The organism is Parapedobacter sp. GCM10030251, from assembly GCF_042666505.1.
Taxonomy (GTDB): Bacteria; Bacteroidota; Bacteroidia; order Sphingobacteriales; family Sphingobacteriaceae; genus Parapedobacter.
The window spans coordinates 1363774-1382043 of the sequence record NZ_JBHTDN010000001.1 but is presented as its reverse complement, the minus strand read 5'-3'; the positions used below and the strand labels follow the sequence as shown (position 1 = coordinate 1382043).

The 18270-nt window shown below is 46.4% G+C and carries 21 protein-coding genes and 2 pseudogenes; 3 read left to right on the top strand and 20 right to left on the bottom strand.

Features of this window, described 5'->3' with window-relative positions:
- From ACFQRK_RS06090 to ACFQRK_RS05995, 20 genes and pseudogenes are all read right to left on the bottom strand, one after another.
- Positions 1–508, bottom strand: a pseudogene (locus ACFQRK_RS06090) (IS21 family transposase); the annotation flags it as partial.
- Between the two features lie 432 nt (positions 509–940).
- A complete protein-coding gene (locus ACFQRK_RS06085) occupies positions 941–1213 on the bottom strand; it encodes a molybdenum ABC transporter permease (RefSeq protein ID WP_379004626.1) in 273 nt (90 codons plus the stop codon).
- Positions 1214–1318: 105 nt separating this feature from the next.
- Entirely contained in the window at positions 1319–1723 is a 405-nt protein-coding gene (locus ACFQRK_RS06080) for a DUF3872 domain-containing protein (protein WP_379004655.1), read from the bottom strand.
- 53 nt (positions 1724–1776) lie between these two features.
- Positions 1777–2334: a conjugal transfer protein TraO gene (locus tag ACFQRK_RS06075; protein ID WP_379004624.1), complete on the bottom strand. Its 558-nt coding sequence runs from the start codon at positions 2332–2334 to the stop codon at positions 1777–1779.
- A 98-nt stretch (positions 2335–2432) separates the two neighbouring features.
- Positions 2433–3335, bottom strand: a complete 903-nt coding sequence (traN, locus tag ACFQRK_RS06070) for a conjugative transposon protein TraN (RefSeq protein ID WP_379004623.1) — start codon at positions 3333–3335, stop codon at positions 2433–2435.
- A gap of 24 nt (positions 3336–3359) precedes the next feature.
- Positions 3360–4685 (bottom strand): conjugative transposon protein TraM, encoded by a 1326-nt coding sequence (gene traM, locus ACFQRK_RS06065; RefSeq protein WP_379004622.1) that lies wholly within the window; start codon positions 4683–4685, stop codon positions 3360–3362.
- Positions 4672–4959, bottom strand: coding sequence for a nitrogen regulatory IIA protein (locus ACFQRK_RS06060; protein WP_379004621.1), 288 nt, complete (start codon positions 4957–4959; stop codon positions 4672–4674). The genes traM and ACFQRK_RS06060 overlap by 14 nt, the downstream gene beginning before the upstream one ends.
- 13 nt (positions 4960–4972) lie before the next feature.
- Positions 4973–5392 carry a hypothetical protein gene (locus tag ACFQRK_RS06055; RefSeq protein WP_379004620.1) on the bottom strand — a complete coding sequence of 140 codons (420 nt, stop codon included), beginning with the start codon at positions 5390–5392 and terminating at the stop codon, positions 4973–4975.
- Between the two features lie 10 nt (positions 5393–5402).
- Positions 5403–6026 (bottom strand): conjugative transposon protein TraK, encoded by a 624-nt coding sequence (traK, locus tag ACFQRK_RS06050; protein WP_379004619.1) that lies wholly within the window; start codon positions 6024–6026, stop codon positions 5403–5405.
- Positions 6027–6039: 13 nt separating this feature from the next.
- Positions 6040–7035, bottom strand: coding sequence for a conjugative transposon protein TraJ (traJ, locus tag ACFQRK_RS06045; protein WP_379004618.1), 996 nt, complete (start codon positions 7033–7035; stop codon positions 6040–6042).
- A gap of 3 nt (positions 7036–7038) precedes the next feature.
- Entirely contained in the window at positions 7039–7671 is a 633-nt protein-coding gene (locus ACFQRK_RS06040) for a DUF4141 domain-containing protein (RefSeq protein ID WP_379004617.1), read from the bottom strand.
- A 22-nt stretch (positions 7672–7693) separates the two neighbouring features.
- A pseudogene (locus ACFQRK_RS06035) lies at positions 7694–10251 on the bottom strand (TraG family conjugative transposon ATPase).
- Positions 10248–10580, bottom strand: coding sequence for a DUF4133 domain-containing protein (locus tag ACFQRK_RS06030; protein ID WP_379004616.1), 333 nt, complete (start codon positions 10578–10580; stop codon positions 10248–10250). The pseudogene ACFQRK_RS06035 and the gene ACFQRK_RS06030 overlap by 4 nt, the downstream one beginning before the upstream one ends.
- 11 nt (positions 10581–10591) lie before the next feature.
- On the bottom strand, positions 10592–10897 hold the full coding sequence (locus ACFQRK_RS06025; RefSeq protein WP_290363183.1) for a DUF4134 domain-containing protein: 306 nt from the start codon (positions 10895–10897) through the stop codon (positions 10592–10594).
- Positions 10898–11096: 199 nt separating this feature from the next.
- On the bottom strand, positions 11097–11411 hold the full coding sequence (locus ACFQRK_RS06020; RefSeq protein ID WP_379004615.1) for a hypothetical protein: 315 nt from the start codon (positions 11409–11411) through the stop codon (positions 11097–11099).
- Between the two features lie 79 nt (positions 11412–11490).
- On the bottom strand, positions 11491–12129 hold the full coding sequence (locus ACFQRK_RS06015; RefSeq protein ID WP_379004614.1) for a conjugal transfer protein TraD: 639 nt from the start codon (positions 12127–12129) through the stop codon (positions 11491–11493).
- A gap of 2 nt (positions 12130–12131) precedes the next feature.
- On the bottom strand, positions 12132–12407 hold the full coding sequence (locus ACFQRK_RS06010) for a DUF3408 domain-containing protein (RefSeq protein WP_249991171.1): 276 nt from the start codon (positions 12405–12407) through the stop codon (positions 12132–12134).
- 11 nt (positions 12408–12418) lie between these two features.
- The gene (locus tag ACFQRK_RS06005; protein ID WP_379004613.1) at positions 12419–12829 is read right to left on the bottom strand and encodes a DUF3408 domain-containing protein; all 411 of its coding nucleotides are present in this window, start codon (positions 12827–12829) and stop codon (positions 12419–12421) included.
- A gap of 5 nt (positions 12830–12834) precedes the next feature.
- Entirely contained in the window at positions 12835–13602 is a 768-nt protein-coding gene (locus tag ACFQRK_RS06000; RefSeq protein WP_379004612.1) for a ParA family protein, read from the bottom strand.
- A gap of 156 nt (positions 13603–13758) precedes the next feature.
- On the bottom strand, positions 13759–14001 hold the full coding sequence (locus ACFQRK_RS05995; RefSeq protein WP_379004611.1) for a hypothetical protein: 243 nt from the start codon (positions 13999–14001) through the stop codon (positions 13759–13761).
- Between the two features lie 317 nt (positions 14002–14318).
- On the opposite strand from ACFQRK_RS05995, the gene mobA reads away from it, so the two are divergent.
- The 3 genes from mobA to mobC all read left to right on the top strand — a co-directional run bounded on the left by mobA (position 14319) and on the right by mobC (position 18215).
- Complete coding sequence (gene mobA / locus ACFQRK_RS05990) at positions 14319–14756, top strand: conjugal transfer protein MobA (RefSeq protein WP_379004610.1); 438 nt, start codon at positions 14319–14321, stop codon at positions 14754–14756.
- A gap of 1 nt (position 14757) precedes the next feature.
- Positions 14758–16062: a conjugal transfer protein MobB gene (gene mobB, locus ACFQRK_RS05985; protein WP_379004609.1), complete on the top strand. Its 1305-nt coding sequence runs from the start codon at positions 14758–14760 to the stop codon at positions 16060–16062.
- Positions 16063–16214: 152 nt separating this feature from the next.
- Complete coding sequence (gene mobC / locus ACFQRK_RS05980) at positions 16215–18215, top strand: conjugal transfer protein MobC (RefSeq protein ID WP_379004608.1); 2001 nt, start codon at positions 16215–16217, stop codon at positions 18213–18215.
- Positions 18216–18270: the final 55 nt, after the last annotated feature.

Sequence of the window (18270 nt, the reverse complement as noted above, 5' to 3'; positions counted from 1 at the left end):
GAAATACGGCCACAAATACAGGGCAGGCCACAAGCTCGCCGCTTGCGGTGTCAACATAATGCATCATGTCACCGGCAAAGTCGACCTGGAGCACCCTGCCGGGTTCATGCTCGAAGTGCATGGTGGCGCCCTGCGAGAGGATATGTTCCTGCAGCAGTTCGCAGAACCGGGAATACTGGAAGCCCACGGGATAGTCCCTGATGTATTCCTGCCACAGAAGCAGGCGCGTAACGCCGACTTTGCGCAGCTCGGATAGCATATAGGGGAACAGCGCTTCCAGTTCGGAGCGCCTGGGATCTGTCTGCTCCCGGGGCGGCTTATCGGCATTCAGGTAAACCTCCAGTTCGCTGTCCTCAAAAAGCAGGAGTTCGCGGAAGCTGAATCCGCTCTCCCCGAAACGCCTCAGATAACCGGCAATCGTACGTCTGTTGATGCCGGTTTCCTTTTCTATGTTCCGCTGGGAAAAGCCACGGTCAAGAAATAATAGTAACTGTCTTATCTTGTGCATACTAATGGGGTTGTTTGCCATATCGTTAGGGTCTTGTCGACACCTAACTTAGCAATCCTTAAACTCCCAGTGGTGCACTTTGCAGCGGAATTATTGGTGTACTTTGTGTCGGAATGGCAGCCTCTGAAAATCAATCAGAGAACCAACCTAATCCTAAATAACCCTTACAGACTGGTGTACTTTGCTCCGGAATCGGTGGTGCATATTGGAACGGAATAGTGGTGTACTTTGGCGCGGAATATCCATGTCGAGACTTAAAGCAAAAACACTTTAAGATTTTTATATTTTCTAATAGCAAAGATAACGATGTGGATTTTCATACACAACACTCTATTGCCACTTGCTTACATTTACCACAGTTAAATATTTGGTACAAAAGAAAACGGTACAGACCGCAAAGACCTGTACCGTTTCTTATAACTATATCGTTGTCTATCGTGGTTTTTGTATTTCAGTCGTTGGCGATGTCGTTTCTTTTTTCTCTCGTGAATATACCCATAACGACAATACTCCAAAAATAATCAAAGCATAGGCTATCCATTTGCCGACACGTTCCATAAACTTGATGGCAACTGATTTTTCATAGCTTGAAAAGCCCTCAGCTCCCATAGGGCTTCGCCTGTAAAACTTCCTGCGATTAATCCAGTAACGCAGACCCAAGCCCAAAATCAAAAATATTATACCTATTACCAATGATGAAGTCATAACGATAAGCTATTTGTTTCTACTGTTTGAATTTACGAAAAAACATGGAAATAAGAGACTTCAAAAATGAAAAAATCCTGTCCACATCGGACAGGATTTATAGTGTCAATCCCTACTGTTAAACTGAAAGCTGACTTGCTTTTCGTTCCCGAAGTTGTCCGAAATCCAAATATCAAACGACTGTGATACGGTCGATTGCGAGGTGTAATATAGCCTAAACTGTGTCTGTGGCAACAGGTACACGTCATTGGGCATATACGGCGGTTCGCTGTGATAGCGCAATGCTCCCTGTCCGTCAAACTGGAAATAGCGGATATAGTATTTCGCATCGTTGAAATTGCCCGACCGCTGAACGGTAATCCGTATTTCAACGGTCTGCCCGTTCGTTACCTCTTTGGGTACAGGCATCACCTGCACCTCAAAAGGGTAATTCTGCCTGATGTCGAGTTCGTCTTTTTCACACGAGGTAAGCACCACGGCGCAGACCAACATCGCCAAGAGCATGAACATTGCCTGTACATGAAGTCTGTATTTTCTGATTAATGTTTTCATTGCAAATCAATTTAAAAGTTAAACCTTAGTCCAATCCCTGCCGATGGACGGAACTGTTTCAAATCCGTACCCCATAATACTTTTGTCCGCCCTTGCAGGAGCAACACAAAACGGTCTGACAGGTACGTTTCGAGCGTGAGCCGTCCGCCTGTACCGTAAACAAAATTGTCTTTGTCGAGGATGGTCGAGCCATCCGGCAACATTGCTTCGCTCCGGTTGATGGTTTCGTAACCTACCACGGCTGTAAGCCCTGCATTCAGCGTAACGGTCTTTCTTGCATCCCCCAATAGCTGAAGACTGTAACCGACTTCGCCCGTATAGGTTTCGAGCGGTATCTGTACATCCTTGTAACTGGAAAACTGATGGGTGTACTCCGCACCCCATATCCAGTAATTGCCATTCTTTCCGTTCACGGTCATCGTTAAATTCAGATAGTAATTGTCGCTTATTTCTTTGGACAGCATACCTGCCTTTATTTCCAATCCCTTTTGTTTTGGGAGCATCCGTTGTGCCTGTACTGCCGTCATGCTTAGCATGGCAAGCACCACGGCAAAAATGTATGTTTTCATCGTTGTAATTTTATTTTTAAAGGTGATGAAGCTTGCATGAGTTGATATAATATTCATTAAGGCAACTCATGCAGGTATCATTGTTCTCTCTTTTTGGGTTAATTAATCTTTAGGTGCATATCGCTTATCAGCTTGGCGTGTACGAGGTCGGAGTTTTCCACCTGTAATACCTGTTGTCTGCCCCCGTTCTTTTCAAAAATTTCGATAACCAAAACCTTGTCATCCGTGATGGTAAACTGGTCAAGCAGGAACACGTTTTGGTCGGTGGTATTGCCCGTTATTTCACCGAGCGTTTTGTACATACGCAACGGGTTCATTGCCTTTTCCTTCACCACGGTACGTTTGGCGACTTTCTTGTCCACGACCTTGAAATTCACAAAGTCGATATTGAACGGAACATTGCTTTTGTTGCGCAGTTCCGTATGGAAATAGAATTTTCCGTTGTGGACGTAGATACCTTTTAGCAGGAATTGTATGCCGTAGCTTTTTGCCCCGATATGCTTTACAATCCTTTTGTTCTTTTTGTAAATCGTTTCCATGAGCAAGCCTGCCAGTGACGGCGAATTGCCCCCCAATTCCTCAAACAGAACATCGTTGCCGTTTTCCCTGTCCGATGCCTTTTGCATGGTCAGCAAATCATAATTCAGCGTTGCAGGATAAGGGCTGTAAAAGACATTGAAATTGTAAAACCGACCATCGTCCGTGATGACCGAAAAATTGGTTTCCTCGTCAAAATCCCTTACGCTTGCCTTAATGCGCAGTACGTTTTCCGCATCCTCGGCTTTGCCTGCAATAAGGTATTCACTACCCAAATCCACATAGCGGATTGCGGACGGGAATATGAGGTGCGAGGTTTTGCTGTACGTCACCTGCATTTCGTAAGGGTCAACCTTGCCCATGCTCAATTTTGCCAAATTGGATGCAATTTGCTGTGCATTTGCACCTGTGATAAAGACCGTTAAACAGACCATTGCCATGAGGCTTTTAAATATTGCTTTCATTTTCTCTTTGATTTTAGTTAAACATTAATTTTTTGAAACGAGGAAAATCTGATGACCGGCTTTGACGGTTACTTTCGGTGTGCGTACCTTTTTGGAGAAGTAACCTGATACACCCTGCACCACACCACGGGAAAAGTCGCCTGCCATCTGTTGCCCTGCCGAGCGTGTCATCATGATGGAAGTGCCGGAGGTTTGGCTCATGTTGGAGGCAATCTCTGACAAGGCATTCATTTCGGGGGAATACGGCACAAATAGCCCTTGCTGTCCGTCCACATCATACACGGTTATATCGACCGGAATAATGTTGCCCTCAAATTCGATGGATGTTACCTTTAACTGCAACCTGCCACTTTGGAACTTGGCGTTAGCCGTCAATACCGTTCCTGCCGGAATGGAACGGACGGGAGTTTGCGCCGTTTCCAACAAACGCAACCGTACACCACTTTCGCCCGTCACGGTCTGTGTTTCCTGTACTACCGCCTTGATACTGTTTTTCGGTTGTATGACCTGTTCCGAAACGCCTGCCGTATAAAAGCCACGGTTTCGGGTTTCGTTCCAGTTTGCCAAAAAAGCACTGTCGGTCGGCTCACGGTACAATGCGGAAACCGTATTTTTCCTTACGGGGGTGAATGCCACGAAATGTTCTTTTTGCGAGGCACTCTTTGCCGATGCTGTTGTGTCCGCATTATCCGTATGTGCCGGATTTGACGGCAGGTAACGGGATGCCATTTCGTATGACTTTTCCATCAAAGCCAGTTGGTCTTCTACGGTCGTGTTTGGAGGTACGTCTTTTTCTGCCAGTTGCTCTTTCAGTTCCTCAACCTGTCTGCGGAGTTCCTGCGTTTCGTAGTCGCTGTTATCGTAAAACGAGGTCAGCGTACTTTGCGCACTTCGGTAACTGTTCAGAGCAGGGTTGCTGTTCCTGCGTGTACCACCGCCGTAAGCGAAGCCGTCTTCGTAGTCCTCATCCGGTTGCTCCGCTTCCGGATCGGCGGTACTGTCCTCGCTCCAATAGTCGGACAGTGACAGGAGCGCATTGCGCTTTTCCTGCATTTTCTGTTCGAGCATTTCCTGTTCATAAGCCTTTTGCTTATCGGATTGAAGCCCTGCATCGGTCGCCTGTGGTACGGCATCGTTCAGACCAATATCCTCAACCGTTTTCTTATCGGAGGATGGTTTGAAGATTAAATACATACAGCCGAGGAATACCACGACCATGAGGGTAAAAATGATGGGCTTTTTCAGCTTTTCGGCTTTGTTCTGCGCACCGTCCTGCGGTGCATCCATTCCGTTTTTTGGGTCGTCATCTTCGACCAAAAAACTTACCCTTTTGTTTTCACTGTCTTTCATACATTTTGCGTTTTAAGATTGTGTTAATACTGTCCTGCGGAGAAACCGAGGATTTGTTTTGCCCGTTAATCGGGTTTTCGATATGCTCAATGGTCATGGTATTATCGGAATGTGCTACATCGTAGAACACTTTCAACAGCACGGCAACGGACAATAGTGCATAGCCCAAAAAGAGCAGTAGCGTATAGCGGTGCTGTTTTGCAACAGGCATCGTCCGCCACCGCTCATCGAGCCTGTCAAACCAATTATTGATTGTTGTTCTTAGATTTTTCATGCCTTAATCCGTTTTAGAAACTGAACCGTTTCTGTCTGTGAACCGTCTTTTGCTCCAGCGCATCGCTGACCATAGCGATTGCTTCCTTTGCTTTGGGAGCGGTCACGACCGACAGGTCGGTCAGTTCCGATTGTTTCAGCACTTGCCCGTAACGGTCTTTTTTCGCAACTTCAATGCTGTTAAGGAAGAATTTGCCGTTTAGGTACTTCACCCTCATAAGGCATTCTATCCTGGGCAGGTCTTCGCCTGCCCATTGCAGAAAGCAGGTCAGCAACAACTCCTGTTTAACCACACCTTTGGGGCTGTTGGCGAGATATTCGCTGATGCTTGCTTTCAGTTTTCCGGCATACGCACCCTGCGTATGGAAATAACCGTCATATCCTTTTGCGGTAAGGATTTTGGCGAACGTGTTCAAATCTGATATTGCTTCCATAATCTTGGCTTTAGCGGTCTACGACTTCTACGTCTCTATTTTCCAACACGGCAAACTTTTCGATATTGAAGCCCTGCGGATTGTTGTCAGACTTGACCGAGTTCAACAATAGGCATGAAGTGACCAAATTCCGTTTGGTCACATTGCTTGGACGGATGATATACTGTTTGGCATACGTTCTTACGGCATAGGGATAGGTATCGAAGTTGCAGACCACGCTGTCCACCTCGATACGCTGTTGCACGTTGCCCGAAATGATACGGTTGTAGTACCCTTTTTCCGAAAGGTCTTTGTAATAATCAAAAGCCGATTTGCCGGCAAGATTAAAAGCCCTTTTCATGTTGCTTTCGATAGCGTTCTTATCCGGTGCGAGCGTAAAGAACAGTTCATGGAAACGCTTAACGTGTTCCCTTGCCTCAACAGGTCTGTTGATGCTTGCATCCTGTGACAGTGCCAGCATCAATGATTTACCGTTGTCCAGTACATATACTTTTTGGCGTTGTGCCTCCGCAAATTGGTAGGATTGCCATACGGCATATCCTACCACAGCGATGCAGAGTACCGCAAATACAATGGCATACAGCCGTATTTGCCTAAAGCTGTTTTCGATATTTCTTAGTGTCTTAAATTCCATTGCTTTCTGATTTTTATTTGTTCATTAACCTGCCACCGATATTGCCTGCAACTGCCCCCGTTCCCGCTCCTGCAATGTTTCCGGTTTTCGATGCCGTCTGATTGACGTTGCGCATAAAGTTCCCTGCGCCTCCGGCTTGGATAACCCAACCTGCCACCGTTGGAATGGTGAAGTAGCCCACAATCCCAATCAGCATGAAGATGATATACACCGTATTGGATGTGTCGGGGATGTAGGTTGGGTCGGCAAGCATTTCAATATCCCGTTCCAGTATAAGCGATTGTATTTTCGCAAGTATGGAGCTGAACATATCGGATATGGGCAACCACAGGTACACGCTGATATATCGGGTCAGCCATTGCGTAAGTGTGGACTGAAAACCATCCCATACACTTATCGCAAAGGCTATCGGCCCGAGTATGGACAGCACGATAAGGAAGAACGTCCGTATGGTATCTATGACCAGTGCCGATGCTTGGAAAAGTATCTCCAATAGATTGCGAAACCATTCCTTTATGGCTTTCTCAATCTTATAGGCTTGTCGGTCAAGGTACATTCCCGACATGGTAGCCAAATCAGACGGCGACCATCCCAATTCGTCCAGTTTCTTATCAAATTCCTCATCGCTTACGAGGTAAGCGGTTTCGGGATTGCGGAGCATCGCCTCCCGTTCCAACTGGTCTTTTTGCTGTTGCAATTGGTTGAGGTCAAGCACTTGGTTTTCGAGCATGGCGTGTGTGCCTTTGACCACCGGAGACATTACCGCATTAATAGTTCCCAATACGATGGTCGGGAAGAACATAATGCAAAGCCCTATGCCGAACGGTCGCAGGAGCGGAAACACGTCTATCGGTTCTGCACGGCTCAATGCCTGCCACACTTTCAGTGCCACGTAGAACAGTGCGCCCAATCCGGCGATGCCCTTTGCCACTGTCGCCATATCGGCGGACAGTGGGAGCATCTCATCATACAGCGAGCGCAGGAGTTCGTGAAGATTGTTCCATTCCATAGCTTACCAGTATTTTTGTTCAGCAGTACCGTACAGTTCAAGCACCCTTTGGGTGTTGTTCTGTTTTTTAGCCCTCAAAATGCTTACGGAGATATTCTTGTTGGTGTAATAGCGGACAAGGCTGTGGTAGTCCTTGACCTCTTTGTAAACCCTGTCGATGATGTCCATACGTTCCTTGTCATTTAGGGAAAGTCCGGTCGAGCTTACAATCTGTTTCAGTTCTTTGAGCAGTTCGGTACTCTCGTTCAATAGCGTGGAATAACCGTTGGCAATTGCCGTCAGTTCCTGCGGACTGAAATTGGGGTCGTTCATCATTTTGCCGAAATTCTGCACGTACATTTCGGACACATCGCCCACGAGCAACACGGTCTGTTGCACCTTACGGGCATCTTTCACCAAGTTGTTTACGGCTTTCAGTTTGTCGTAATACTCCTTGCCCTGTTCATACACCTTTTTTACCTCGTTGAAATTCTTTACCACGTTTGAAACGGTGGAGGAAGTCTGTATGATTTCATTTGCACTGTTGATGATACCCGATGCAAGGTTTGCAGGGTCGGTCACAATCCATTGTGCCTTTGCGGACGGTGCAACGGCAAGCATAAATGCCGTACACACCAGTAACATTACTTTTTTCATTGTCTCTGATTTTTTTAAATGATTAATAATTATTTGCGTTCTCACGTCTCTGTTGGGCAATGCGTTTTATCGCCAGTTCCACATTGCCGTCCAGTTCGGATGCCAGTTGCATGACCTCCATTTTTTCGGTTTCCTCTGTGGTGTATGCCAAATATTCTTCGAGCGAAACCTCTGTGGCATACACGACGGAATGCGTACCGCCAAGCCCAATCCATACCTCTTTGTAAAGCCTTGACGGGTCATTGTTCTGATTGATGGAAAGGATTTGGGATTTTTCCTTTTCTGTAAGCCCCAACATTTCCTGTATCGCATCGAATTTGTTCATGTACTTGCGTTGGTCAAGCAGGATTTTACAGTCGGAATTGTTGATGATACTTTCCTTGACCACGGGTGACTGGATGATGTCGTCCACTTCCTGCGTGACCACGATAGCCTCACCAAAAAATTTTCGGACGGTCTTAAAAAGGTACTTGATGTACTCCGCCATTCCCTCTTTGGCGATGGCTTTCCACGCTTCCTCAATCAGTATCATTTTGCGCACACCTTTGAGCCTGCGCATCTTATTGATGAATACTTCCATAATGATGATGGTCACTATGGGAAAGAGGATTTTGTGGTCTTTAATCGCATCAATTTCAAACACGATAAAGCGTTTGGAAAGCAGGTCAAGTTGCTTGTCGGAGTTCAACAGATAGTCGTACTCTCCGCCCTTGTAATAGGGTTCAAGCACGTTCAGAAAATTTGCGAGGTCAAAGTCTTTTTCCCTCACCTGTTTGTCTTCCAGTACCTTTTTGTAGTCACCTTTTACATACTCGTAAAATCCATTGAAAGAGGGATATTCACCGCTTTGCTTGATACGGTCGATATAACCGCTCACGGCATTGGACAATGCCACTTCCTCTGAACGGGTCGGCGGTTCATCGTCACGCTTCCAAAGCGTAAGGATGAGCGTTTTGATACTTTCCCTTTTCTCAATGTCGAATACGCCGTCATCCGTATAAAATGGATTGAATGCTATCGGGTTGTCTTCGGTGTAGGTAAAATACACACCGTCTTTTCCTTTTGTCTTCCCCTTAATCAGTTCGCACAGCCCTTGATAAGAGTTGCCCGTATCGACCAATAGTACATGAGAGCCTTGCTCATAATACTGCCTCACCATGTGATTGGTGAAGAATGATTTTCCACTTCCAGTTTGGAGGGTTGGCGGGCTACTCAATTAAGAATAGCCCGCCAACCCCCAGATGGGCCTAACACGAAGCGATTGCGATTTGTAATAATGCCTCGCTTCATAGGCAAATCTGATATATCCAAATGGATGGGCTTTCCGGTCAATCGGTCTGCCATCTTGATACCGAAAGGCGATGGCGAATTTTGGTAGTTGGTTTCCTCGGTGAAGAAACACAGCGCAGGTTCAATGAACGTATAAAAACTTTCCTCTGCCGGAAAGTCGCCTGCATTTCCTGCCATGCCTGCCCAATACAGTGTCGCAACATCCACCGTGTTATGCCTCGGCTTGCATTCCATCAAAGCGAGCGCACTGCCCGTATCGTTCTTTAGCTGTTTGAGTTCGTTCGGGTCATCCGACCACGCCATCACATTGAAGTGCGCACGGATGGAGGATAGCCCGAAGCTGTGCGCTTCGTTCAGATACCTTTCAATCCACTCTTTGTTAATCTGATTGGCACGGCTATACCTTGCCAGTGAGTGCATATTACGGGCTGACTTTTCAAACTTCCGCAGGTTCTCATCGCTGTTGTCCAAAAACAGGTATTGGTTATAGATATGGTTACAGCTAAGGAGCAAGCCGACCGGAGAGGCAAAGGACAGCAGACAATCGCTCCTGTCCGTGGACAACTTTTCATACCTCGTATTTGCCGATACCGTGTTGGGCAAATCGTCCGTATCGGACAGGGTGTGCAGGCACAGCCTTTTGTTGCCGATACGCACGTCCTCGCTTCCCAAAGCTATATCCTGCATGGGCGTTCCGGCTTCCCTCGACAGGGTAAGGTACTGTTCGAGCAATCCCTGTTGGTCGCCAGTGCCGATGATGTCATCCTCGGTCAAGCGTTCCAGTTTCACAAAACCGCTATCGTTGATAATGCGCTCAAACTGTGCCACCGCTTCCATGAACTTTCGGACGGTTTCTTTATCCCTTATTTCTTTCGGGATAAGTACACCCTTACAAAGCGAACTAAAGTTGCTTTGCGCTCGCATTCGCTCTTTGGTCGTCTTGGTCAAAAAGAGATAGCAGTAATGGTTTAAAAATGGACGTTCATTGAAATGCTGTTGATAGGACTTTGCAAGGAAACTCAACCCGTCCTGTGCAATATCCGGCGCATAGCTTTCCTTGATGTACCAGTCCTGTTTGTGGACAATGGTGTAGTCCGGCAAGGTCTTGATAGCCTTATGCCAAGCCGAATGAATGGCATCATACTCTGCCGATGCCACCGTAAATAACTCCGGCAGGTGTACCCGAAAGCAAGCTGTGATGTCTGCATCCTTTGAAATGATGCAGTTGTGTTCCACCGCCAGTAATGGAAACTTGCTTTCCAACGTTGTGGCTTTTCCTGTATTTCTCATAAATGACTGGATTTAGAAGTGAATTTTAAATAGCGGTGTACGGCTCTGCGACAGATGATGTATTTCGGATGCCTTTTCTTTGCTCCGACTTTCATCAATCCGTATTCGCCGTATTTGCCGTTCAATGCGAATGTTTGCCAAACGATGAGCGATGCACCGCCTGCCCCGATGAACAGGCACACGTAGGAGTTTACGCCTGCCATGTACATGACCATGACGAGGATAACCACGCCGAGCAGACCACCTGCGAAGATGAACAGGTACTGTGCTTTCAGTCCTTTGAACTCGACCGTTCTGCCGATGCCTTTATTGATATTGTAATTGCTCATAGGTCGTCGGCTTAAAGGAAGAATGAGCGGAGAATGGTCGCCGCTACGATGAGGAAGATACAAGCCCCAAACCACGACGCCGCAGTCTTGCTTGTATCGGGGTCACCGCTACTAAATTTGTTGTACACCTTTACGCCACCGATTAATCCGACCACAGCCCCAATCGCATAAATTAATTGGGTCGCAGGGTCGAAATAGCTTGTTACCATCTGCGTGGCTTCGGTGATACCTGCCGAGCCGTTGCCCTGTGCGAACACACCGAATGCCGACAGGAGCGCAACGCCTGTCAGCAACACTTTTTTGCTTTGTTTTACCATGATTTAACTGAATTAAATTGTTACTACTTTCCCACCTCGTGCGGGCTTTCGCAACAAAAGTCTTATGGAAATCGAAGCGTTATGGAAAACTGGAAATCAGCGGAATGAATTGGCAGGATATGGCATTATGCGTGGGAAAAGGGCATAAAAAACGCCAAACATTTTCAATGTCTGACGTTCTACCTATCGGGTCAATCCCTTACCTTTTCCGCCCTTTGCCTTTTTTCGGTTTGGGCTGTACCCGTTTGTTTTCACTTTGTTTCTGACGGATGTTTACCGCCCAATCAATGTAGGCTTTTGCATCGTCCATATTGTGCGGTACGGATTTTCTGCGCCCCGATAGCTTGCTGTCGTCAAGCCCTATAATAAATCCGAAGTTGGGGAACTCGTTCGGACGGTAAACAATAATAAGGTTGTCGGTGTCTTTTCCGACCACGTTGTTTTTGTGGCTTGCTATCGTATAGCCTTTGTATTCCTCGAATATATAATCGGGGTCATTCTTTGAACTTATCATACTTGCTCTGTTTTGTGGTGAATTAACTATAAGGTCTATCATGTTCTACGCTTTTAAAAAACAAAGGGAAGCTGTCTTTTCAGACAAACTCCCCAATGTCGAAACCCTCTAAATCACTTTTCCGCAAATCGGGAGAACTGAAATCCGTTCCGGCGGAAAGGCTCTTGTCCAACAGCTCTGCAATCTTCCGTGAAGCCCCATCCATTGAGTTTTCGAGCAGACTTAACAATTCCGTTCCCTGTAATCGCTGAACTATATCCACCGCTTTCTGTTGCTGGGCAGGTTCAAGTGTATCTTGCTCCAACCATGCCCCCACGGTTGTCAGTTCATCAAAGGTAACCCCTGTGGCAAACTCATTGTCGCTGTCCTCAAACCCGTACTCATCCCATTCGTCTTCCTCATTTTCAAAATCAGATATACTCCCGAAAACTTCATCCGGCTCTCCCTCAATCTGCAGATTTTCCAATCCAAAACCAATCCCGTAGGTTTCTGTTCCAAAATTATCAGCTATCCCGTCACGTTCGCCCGATTGTCTCTTTGTGGCATTCAGTGGCAAGGTGTGGCGTTCCACAGGCTTGGGAAGCCCCATAATATCCAGCAGGTCGGGGCTTTTCTTTTCCGGCTTTATTTCCCTGCGGACGTTCTTATGGATGACCACCTTATCTTTCAGCAAAAGGATAATGACGATGATAAGGCATATTACAATCAATGTTTCCATAGCTATAATATTGGCTTTTGGTTTCGGGCATGGATTGTATTTATTTCCTCGCCGAAATCCTCAAAGTGGTGTTTCAATACACTGTGCAGGTAATCGGTAAGCGTAATTTCTCCCTCTCCGATAATACAGACGATACGGGATAATTTCTTGTGAAAGTCGGGGCAGATGTACACCGACTTTCCGCACCTTGCGACAACTCCGGTCGGTCTTAAAAAAACCGACTTATATCGGGCTATGCGCAGTACCTTTTTAGGTTGGTTTTGCTGTTGCTTTTTCATAATCGAATATTTTAAAAAATGGGTTTAAACTTATTGTTGAAATCATCGGTGATGGCTTTCTCGAACTGTTCAAAATGATGTTCGAGAATATTGTCCAAATAGGCGTATAGGGGTATCTTATCTTTCCCGATAACCTGCACGATACGGGAAAGCCGTTCGTGGTATTCCTGCCGGATGTAGATGCTCTTATCGCCACGGCGTGTCATGGTGTGGCTGTTGAGGAAACGTTCGCCATAGCCCGTATCGGAAGTCCTCTTTTGTCGGGTGCGCTCTTTGGCTACGGGTTTTTCCGTTGCTGTTTCCTTTGTCGGCTCTTGCGGTGCTACCGCCTGTTGGGGCTTCTTTGTTTCGCCTGCCATAATGGACATGAGATACGCCTCGTCAATCGGGGCATTCGGCTTTTTCTTATTTTCATTCTCCATAGCGGTTACAGTTTGACGGTTCTTAAAAATTCACTGATGAACAAATCCAAGCCGGAGGCTTTCATCAATCTTTTGTCGGGAGGCAATAGCGTGGAGCGGAAGACAGTTTTTGCCGTTGCCTCGCTTTCCTTGCGGAAGCGTTTGCTATCGGCAATGCGTGTTTCCATTGCTTGCAGTCCGACCTCGTTAATGACGTTGCCGTAGATTTCGTACAGTTGCGATTTTTCCCTGCCATCGACCATGTTCCAAAACAGGCGTATGGTTTCGATGGAGGTCTGACCTTGTTTCATAAGGACATTGGTCAGCACATCGGTAAAGCTCAATGTACTTTCCATGACCACACGGTCTGCCGTGATGGGCGAAAAGATGTGGTGCATTCCTGCCAGTGTGTTCAGCAAGCCCGAAGTGTTCACCGTTCCGGTCAAGTCGAAGAAAACCATATCCACGGGAACGGTCGAGGACTGTATGAATGCTTCCGCATCCGTTAGGGCATTGTCAGCCCTACTTTGCAGTACCGGATAGGCTTTCTTGTTGATGGTGGAAAATTGGCGGTGTGCCAGTTTTTTCAATACCTCGTTCTGCATGACCGCTTTCAAATCCCGTTCCCTCATCTGACAGATGCTGTGCTGTGGATAATCGCAGTCAAAGACAGCTACGTTATAACCCATTTGGTAATGGAGTATGCTTGCCGTAACGGTTGTAAACGTGCTTTTCCCAACGCCTCCTTTTTGGCTTGAAAAAGCAATGAATTTTGTCCTGTTTGTTGCTTCCATTTCTATTCTATTTTTAAGTTTCTATTTCCGTGGACTGCCTGCCGTCCTGCATGGAACAGGGCTGTCATCCCTGCACACTGTCCGGCAGTCTTGATACAATCCTGTCTGTCGGGCTTGCCGTCATTCGTTCAGTCAGCCGTGCCGTCATTCCGGCTTTCACACGGGCAAGACCGATGGCTTGCCTGTCGTCCTGCCTGTTGGAATGGCTACCGGATAGTTTTCATGCCGTCCGGTATTCCTGCCTACCGAGCGGAACGCCGTCATGTGTTCCGGCATTCCTGCGCTCCGTCTTTCAGAACTGCCATCGGGAGCGGATGCCTGCAAACAGGCTTGCGTGACTGATAGCGCAAAGAAGCAGGTTATTCCGCTCCATTGATTTAAAGCGGTAATCCACGGCATTTTTTGGCAATGTTTGGTCGTGGCGGATAGGGCAATGCTTTGAAAAAGCTACCCTTACTTTGTAAGGGCTTAAATGCAGGGGGTGAATGGAAAAATCATTGGAGAATGGAAGTTATGGGCGGAACGGCGCAAAGCCGTTTTTTTCCGCTTTACCCAATCCGACCCACGGGGCGGATTTTCTGTTCACCCGAACAGAGCAAGTTATGTTTTGAGGCACTCGAAACCCGTTTCGTGCCTCAAAACCACTTGCCCTTGCAGGGAGCTTTAAAACACCCTCCGAAGTCGGGGTTTTGTTGAATATTAAAATGGATTTTATAATGAATGGAAAAGAGAAAAAGGAACAGAACAAAGGTGGGCGCAAACCTAAAGCAAACCCAAGCATCCACCGTTATGTATTTCGTCTTACGGACGAAGAAAATGCCAAATTCCTTACGTTGTTCGAGCAATCGGGAATGAAAGTAATGGCACATTTTATTACAGCCTGCATCTTTCAGAAGCCAATCAAGACCGTAAAGATTGATATGGATGCAATCGATTTTCATACGAGACTGACCAGTTTTTACAGCCAGTTCAGGGCGGTTGGCGTAAATTACAACCAAATCGTGAAGATACTTTACCGCAATTTCTCGGAGAAAAAAGCATCGGCTTACCTCTTTAAACTGGAAAAACAGACCGCAGAAATGGCGGAATTGTGCCGGAAAGTGATTGAGCTAACGCAGGAATTTGAAAAAAAACACTTGCAAAAACACAGATAAAATGATAGCAAAGATTGGAAAGGGTGAGAATTTGTACGGTGCTATTTCCTACAACCAAAAGAAGATTGACAGTGAAAATGGGCAGGTTCTGTTATTGAACAGAATACCCGAAACGTTGGATAATACCTATTCGACCAGTTACCTGCACCAGTGCTTTGAGCCGTATCTGTCCGCAAATATCAGAACGGAAAAGCCAGTGCGCCACATATCGCTGAACCCAGATCCTGCGGATAGGGTCAGCGATGGGCAGTTCGTAAAAATGGCGCAGGAGTATATGGAGCGGATGGGGTATGGCAAGCAACCCTATATAGTTTTCAAGCATACCGATATTGAACGTACCCATATCCATATCGTAACGGTCTGTGTGGGTTTGGACGGGAAGAAGCTACCGGACAGTTACGACCATCCCCGTTCAATGGCAATCTGTAGGGATTTGGAGCAGACGTACAATCTTATACCTGCAACGGAAAAACAGCGCACCGGAAAAGAGCTGGTGTTCCGTCCGGTGGACTACAGAGCCGGAAACGTGAAGAGCCAAATCGCTTCGGTGGTGCGACACCTGCCGAAGTATTACGGGTACGCAAGCCTCGGCGCATACAATGCCTTGCTTTCGCTTTTCAATATTACAGCAGAGGCAGTCAAAGGGGAATTGCACGGACAGCCTAAAAACGGTCTTGTCTATTTTGCAGTGAACGAGCAGGGGGAAAAAGCAAGCAATCCTTTTAAGGCATCCCTTTTCGGCAAGCAGGCAGGACTGGACGAACTGCAAAACCAATTCGCACAGGCTAAGGAGAAAATGAAAGCCGACCCCGCAAGAGCCGTACTCAAAAGTACCATTGAAGTGGCCATGCACACCGCCACGGATGAAGCAGATTTTAAAAAGCAACTGTTGGAGCAGGGTATCAATACCGTGGTACGACGCAACGATGAGGGGCGCATTTATGGTATGACTTTTATCGACCACGAAAGCCGTACCGTTTGGAACGGTTCAGCTCTGGGGAAAAACCTATCGGCGAATGTCTTTAATGACTGGTGGAACGAGCAGGCGGTGGGGCAACGCCAAGAAGCTGAAAACACAAATACCCTAAATCAGCCACTGACCGCAGGCAACGGCACCGCCGTAGAGAAAGAGGAAGCCCATACACTTTTTAACTTCCTTAATAGAGAACAGCCGACCGATGACTTATGGATAGACGGGTTGTGTGGGCTATTGCCGGAGGCACAGGGCGAAGACTACGAGGAACAGGCATTTACCAACCGCATGAAGAAAAAGAAGAAACACGGAAGACGGGGAAGACAACAATAATTTCTTTCAACCATCAATGACCAGGATTAACATCTTGGTCATTGTGGTTTTCAACCGATGTCAAACAAAGCCAGTAAAAGCCATCCGACACCCTTTTGTATAACCCGTTTTAAATAGCCCCTAAATTCCCTGCATCACTAAAATTTTTGTTTATGCAGGGAGAAGACGATTTGAGAGGATTAGCCAAAATCATGGCTTTTATGCGTGCCGTAAGTATTCTTTTGGTACTGATGCACTTTTATTGGTTCTGTTACGGGTTCTTTGAGCAGCGTGGTTGGACACTGGAACTCATCGGCAAGATACTGACCAATTTCAACCGTACCGCAGGGCTTTTTGAACACACGCTTTACACCAAGATTTTTGCATTGCTATTGTTGGCGTTAAGCTGTCTCGGAACAAAGGGCGTAAAGAACGAAAAGATAACATGGGCTAAAATTTATACCGCCTTAGCCATCGGCTTTGTGCTTTTCTTTCTGAATACGCCATTGTTAAAGCTGTCGGCAGGGATTGCCGCATCGCTTTACATCCTTACAACGGGCATGGGATATATAGCCTTGCTCATGGCGGGGGTATGGGTGAGCCGGCTGCTCCGCAACAATCTGATGGATGACGTTTTCAATAATGAAAACGAGAGCTTTGGGCAGGAAACCCGTCTAATGGAAAATGAATACTCGGTCAATCTTCCCACGAGATTTTATTACAAAGGCAAATGGAACAACGGTTGGATTAATGTCGTCAATCCTTTTCGAGCCTCGACAGTGCTTGGCACCCCCGGCTCCGGAAAATCCTACGCCATCGTAAACAACTACATCAGGCAACACATCGAAAAGGGCTTTGCAATGTATATCTATGATTTCAAGTTTGACGACCTTTCCACCATTGCCTACAATCATTTGCTGAAACATTCCGATAAGTATAAGGTAAAGCCGAAGTTTTACGTCATCAACTTTGATGACCCGCGCCGGAGCCACCGATGCAATCCACTCAACCCAGACTTCATGACGGACATATCCGATGCCTACGAAGCATCCTATACCATCATGCTTAACCTCAACAGGACGTGGATAACAAAACAGGGTGATTTTTTCGTGGAAAGCCCGATTATATTGCTTGCTTCCATCATTTGGTATCTGAAAATCTATGAAAACGGGAAGTATTGCACATTCCCACACGCCATTGAACTGCTAAACAAAAAATATGCAGATATATTCACCATACTTACCTCGTATCCTGAACTGGAAAACTACCTGTCGCCTTTCATGGATGCATGGCAAGGGGGAGCACAAGACCAGTTGCAGGGGCAGATAGCATCGGCAAAAATCCCATTGTCACGGATGATTTCACCACAGCTTTACTGGGTAATGACAGGTGATGACTTCTCACTGGACATCAACAATCCCCGAGAGCCAAAGATACTATGTGTCGGAAATAATCCCGACCGCCAAAACATTTATTCCTCCGCTTTGGGTCTGTACAATTCGAGGATTGTAAAACTCATTAATAAAAAAGGGCGGTTAAAGAGTTCCGTTATCATAGACGAGCTGCCTACGATATATTTTCGGGGTTTGGACAACCTTATCGCAACGGCACGTAGCAATAAGGTGGCCGTGTGCTTAGGCTTTCAAGATTATTCACAGTTAACGAGGGATTACGGCGATAAGGAAAGCAAGGTCATCCAAAATACCGTTGGTAATGTTTTCTCCGGTCAGGTGGTCGGTGAAACAGCAAAAAACCTAAGCGAGCGTTTTGGTAAGGTGTTACAGAAACGCCAAAGCATGACCATTAACCGCAATGATAAATCCACATCCATATCAACCCAATTGGATACGCTTATACCTGCATCTAAAATATCCACGCTTACACAAGGTATGTTTGCCGGAGCAGTAGCTGACAACTTCGATGAGCGTATCGAGCAGAAAATCTTTCATGCTGAAATCGTGGTGGATAACGAAAAGGTTTCTGCCGAAACCAAAGCCTACAAAAAGATACCGCAGATATTATCCTTTACCGATGAACACGGCAACGACAATATGAAGCAGGTAATCGAAGCCAATTACAGGCAGGTTAAAGCGGACGTTGTCCAGATTGTAGAGAGCGAAATGGAACGCATCAAGAATGACCCGAACTTACAACATTTGGTGCAACAAGAGTGAAAAAAATTGTCTTTTTTACATATCTAACTTGCAATAGTTAAGATTTAATCTGACA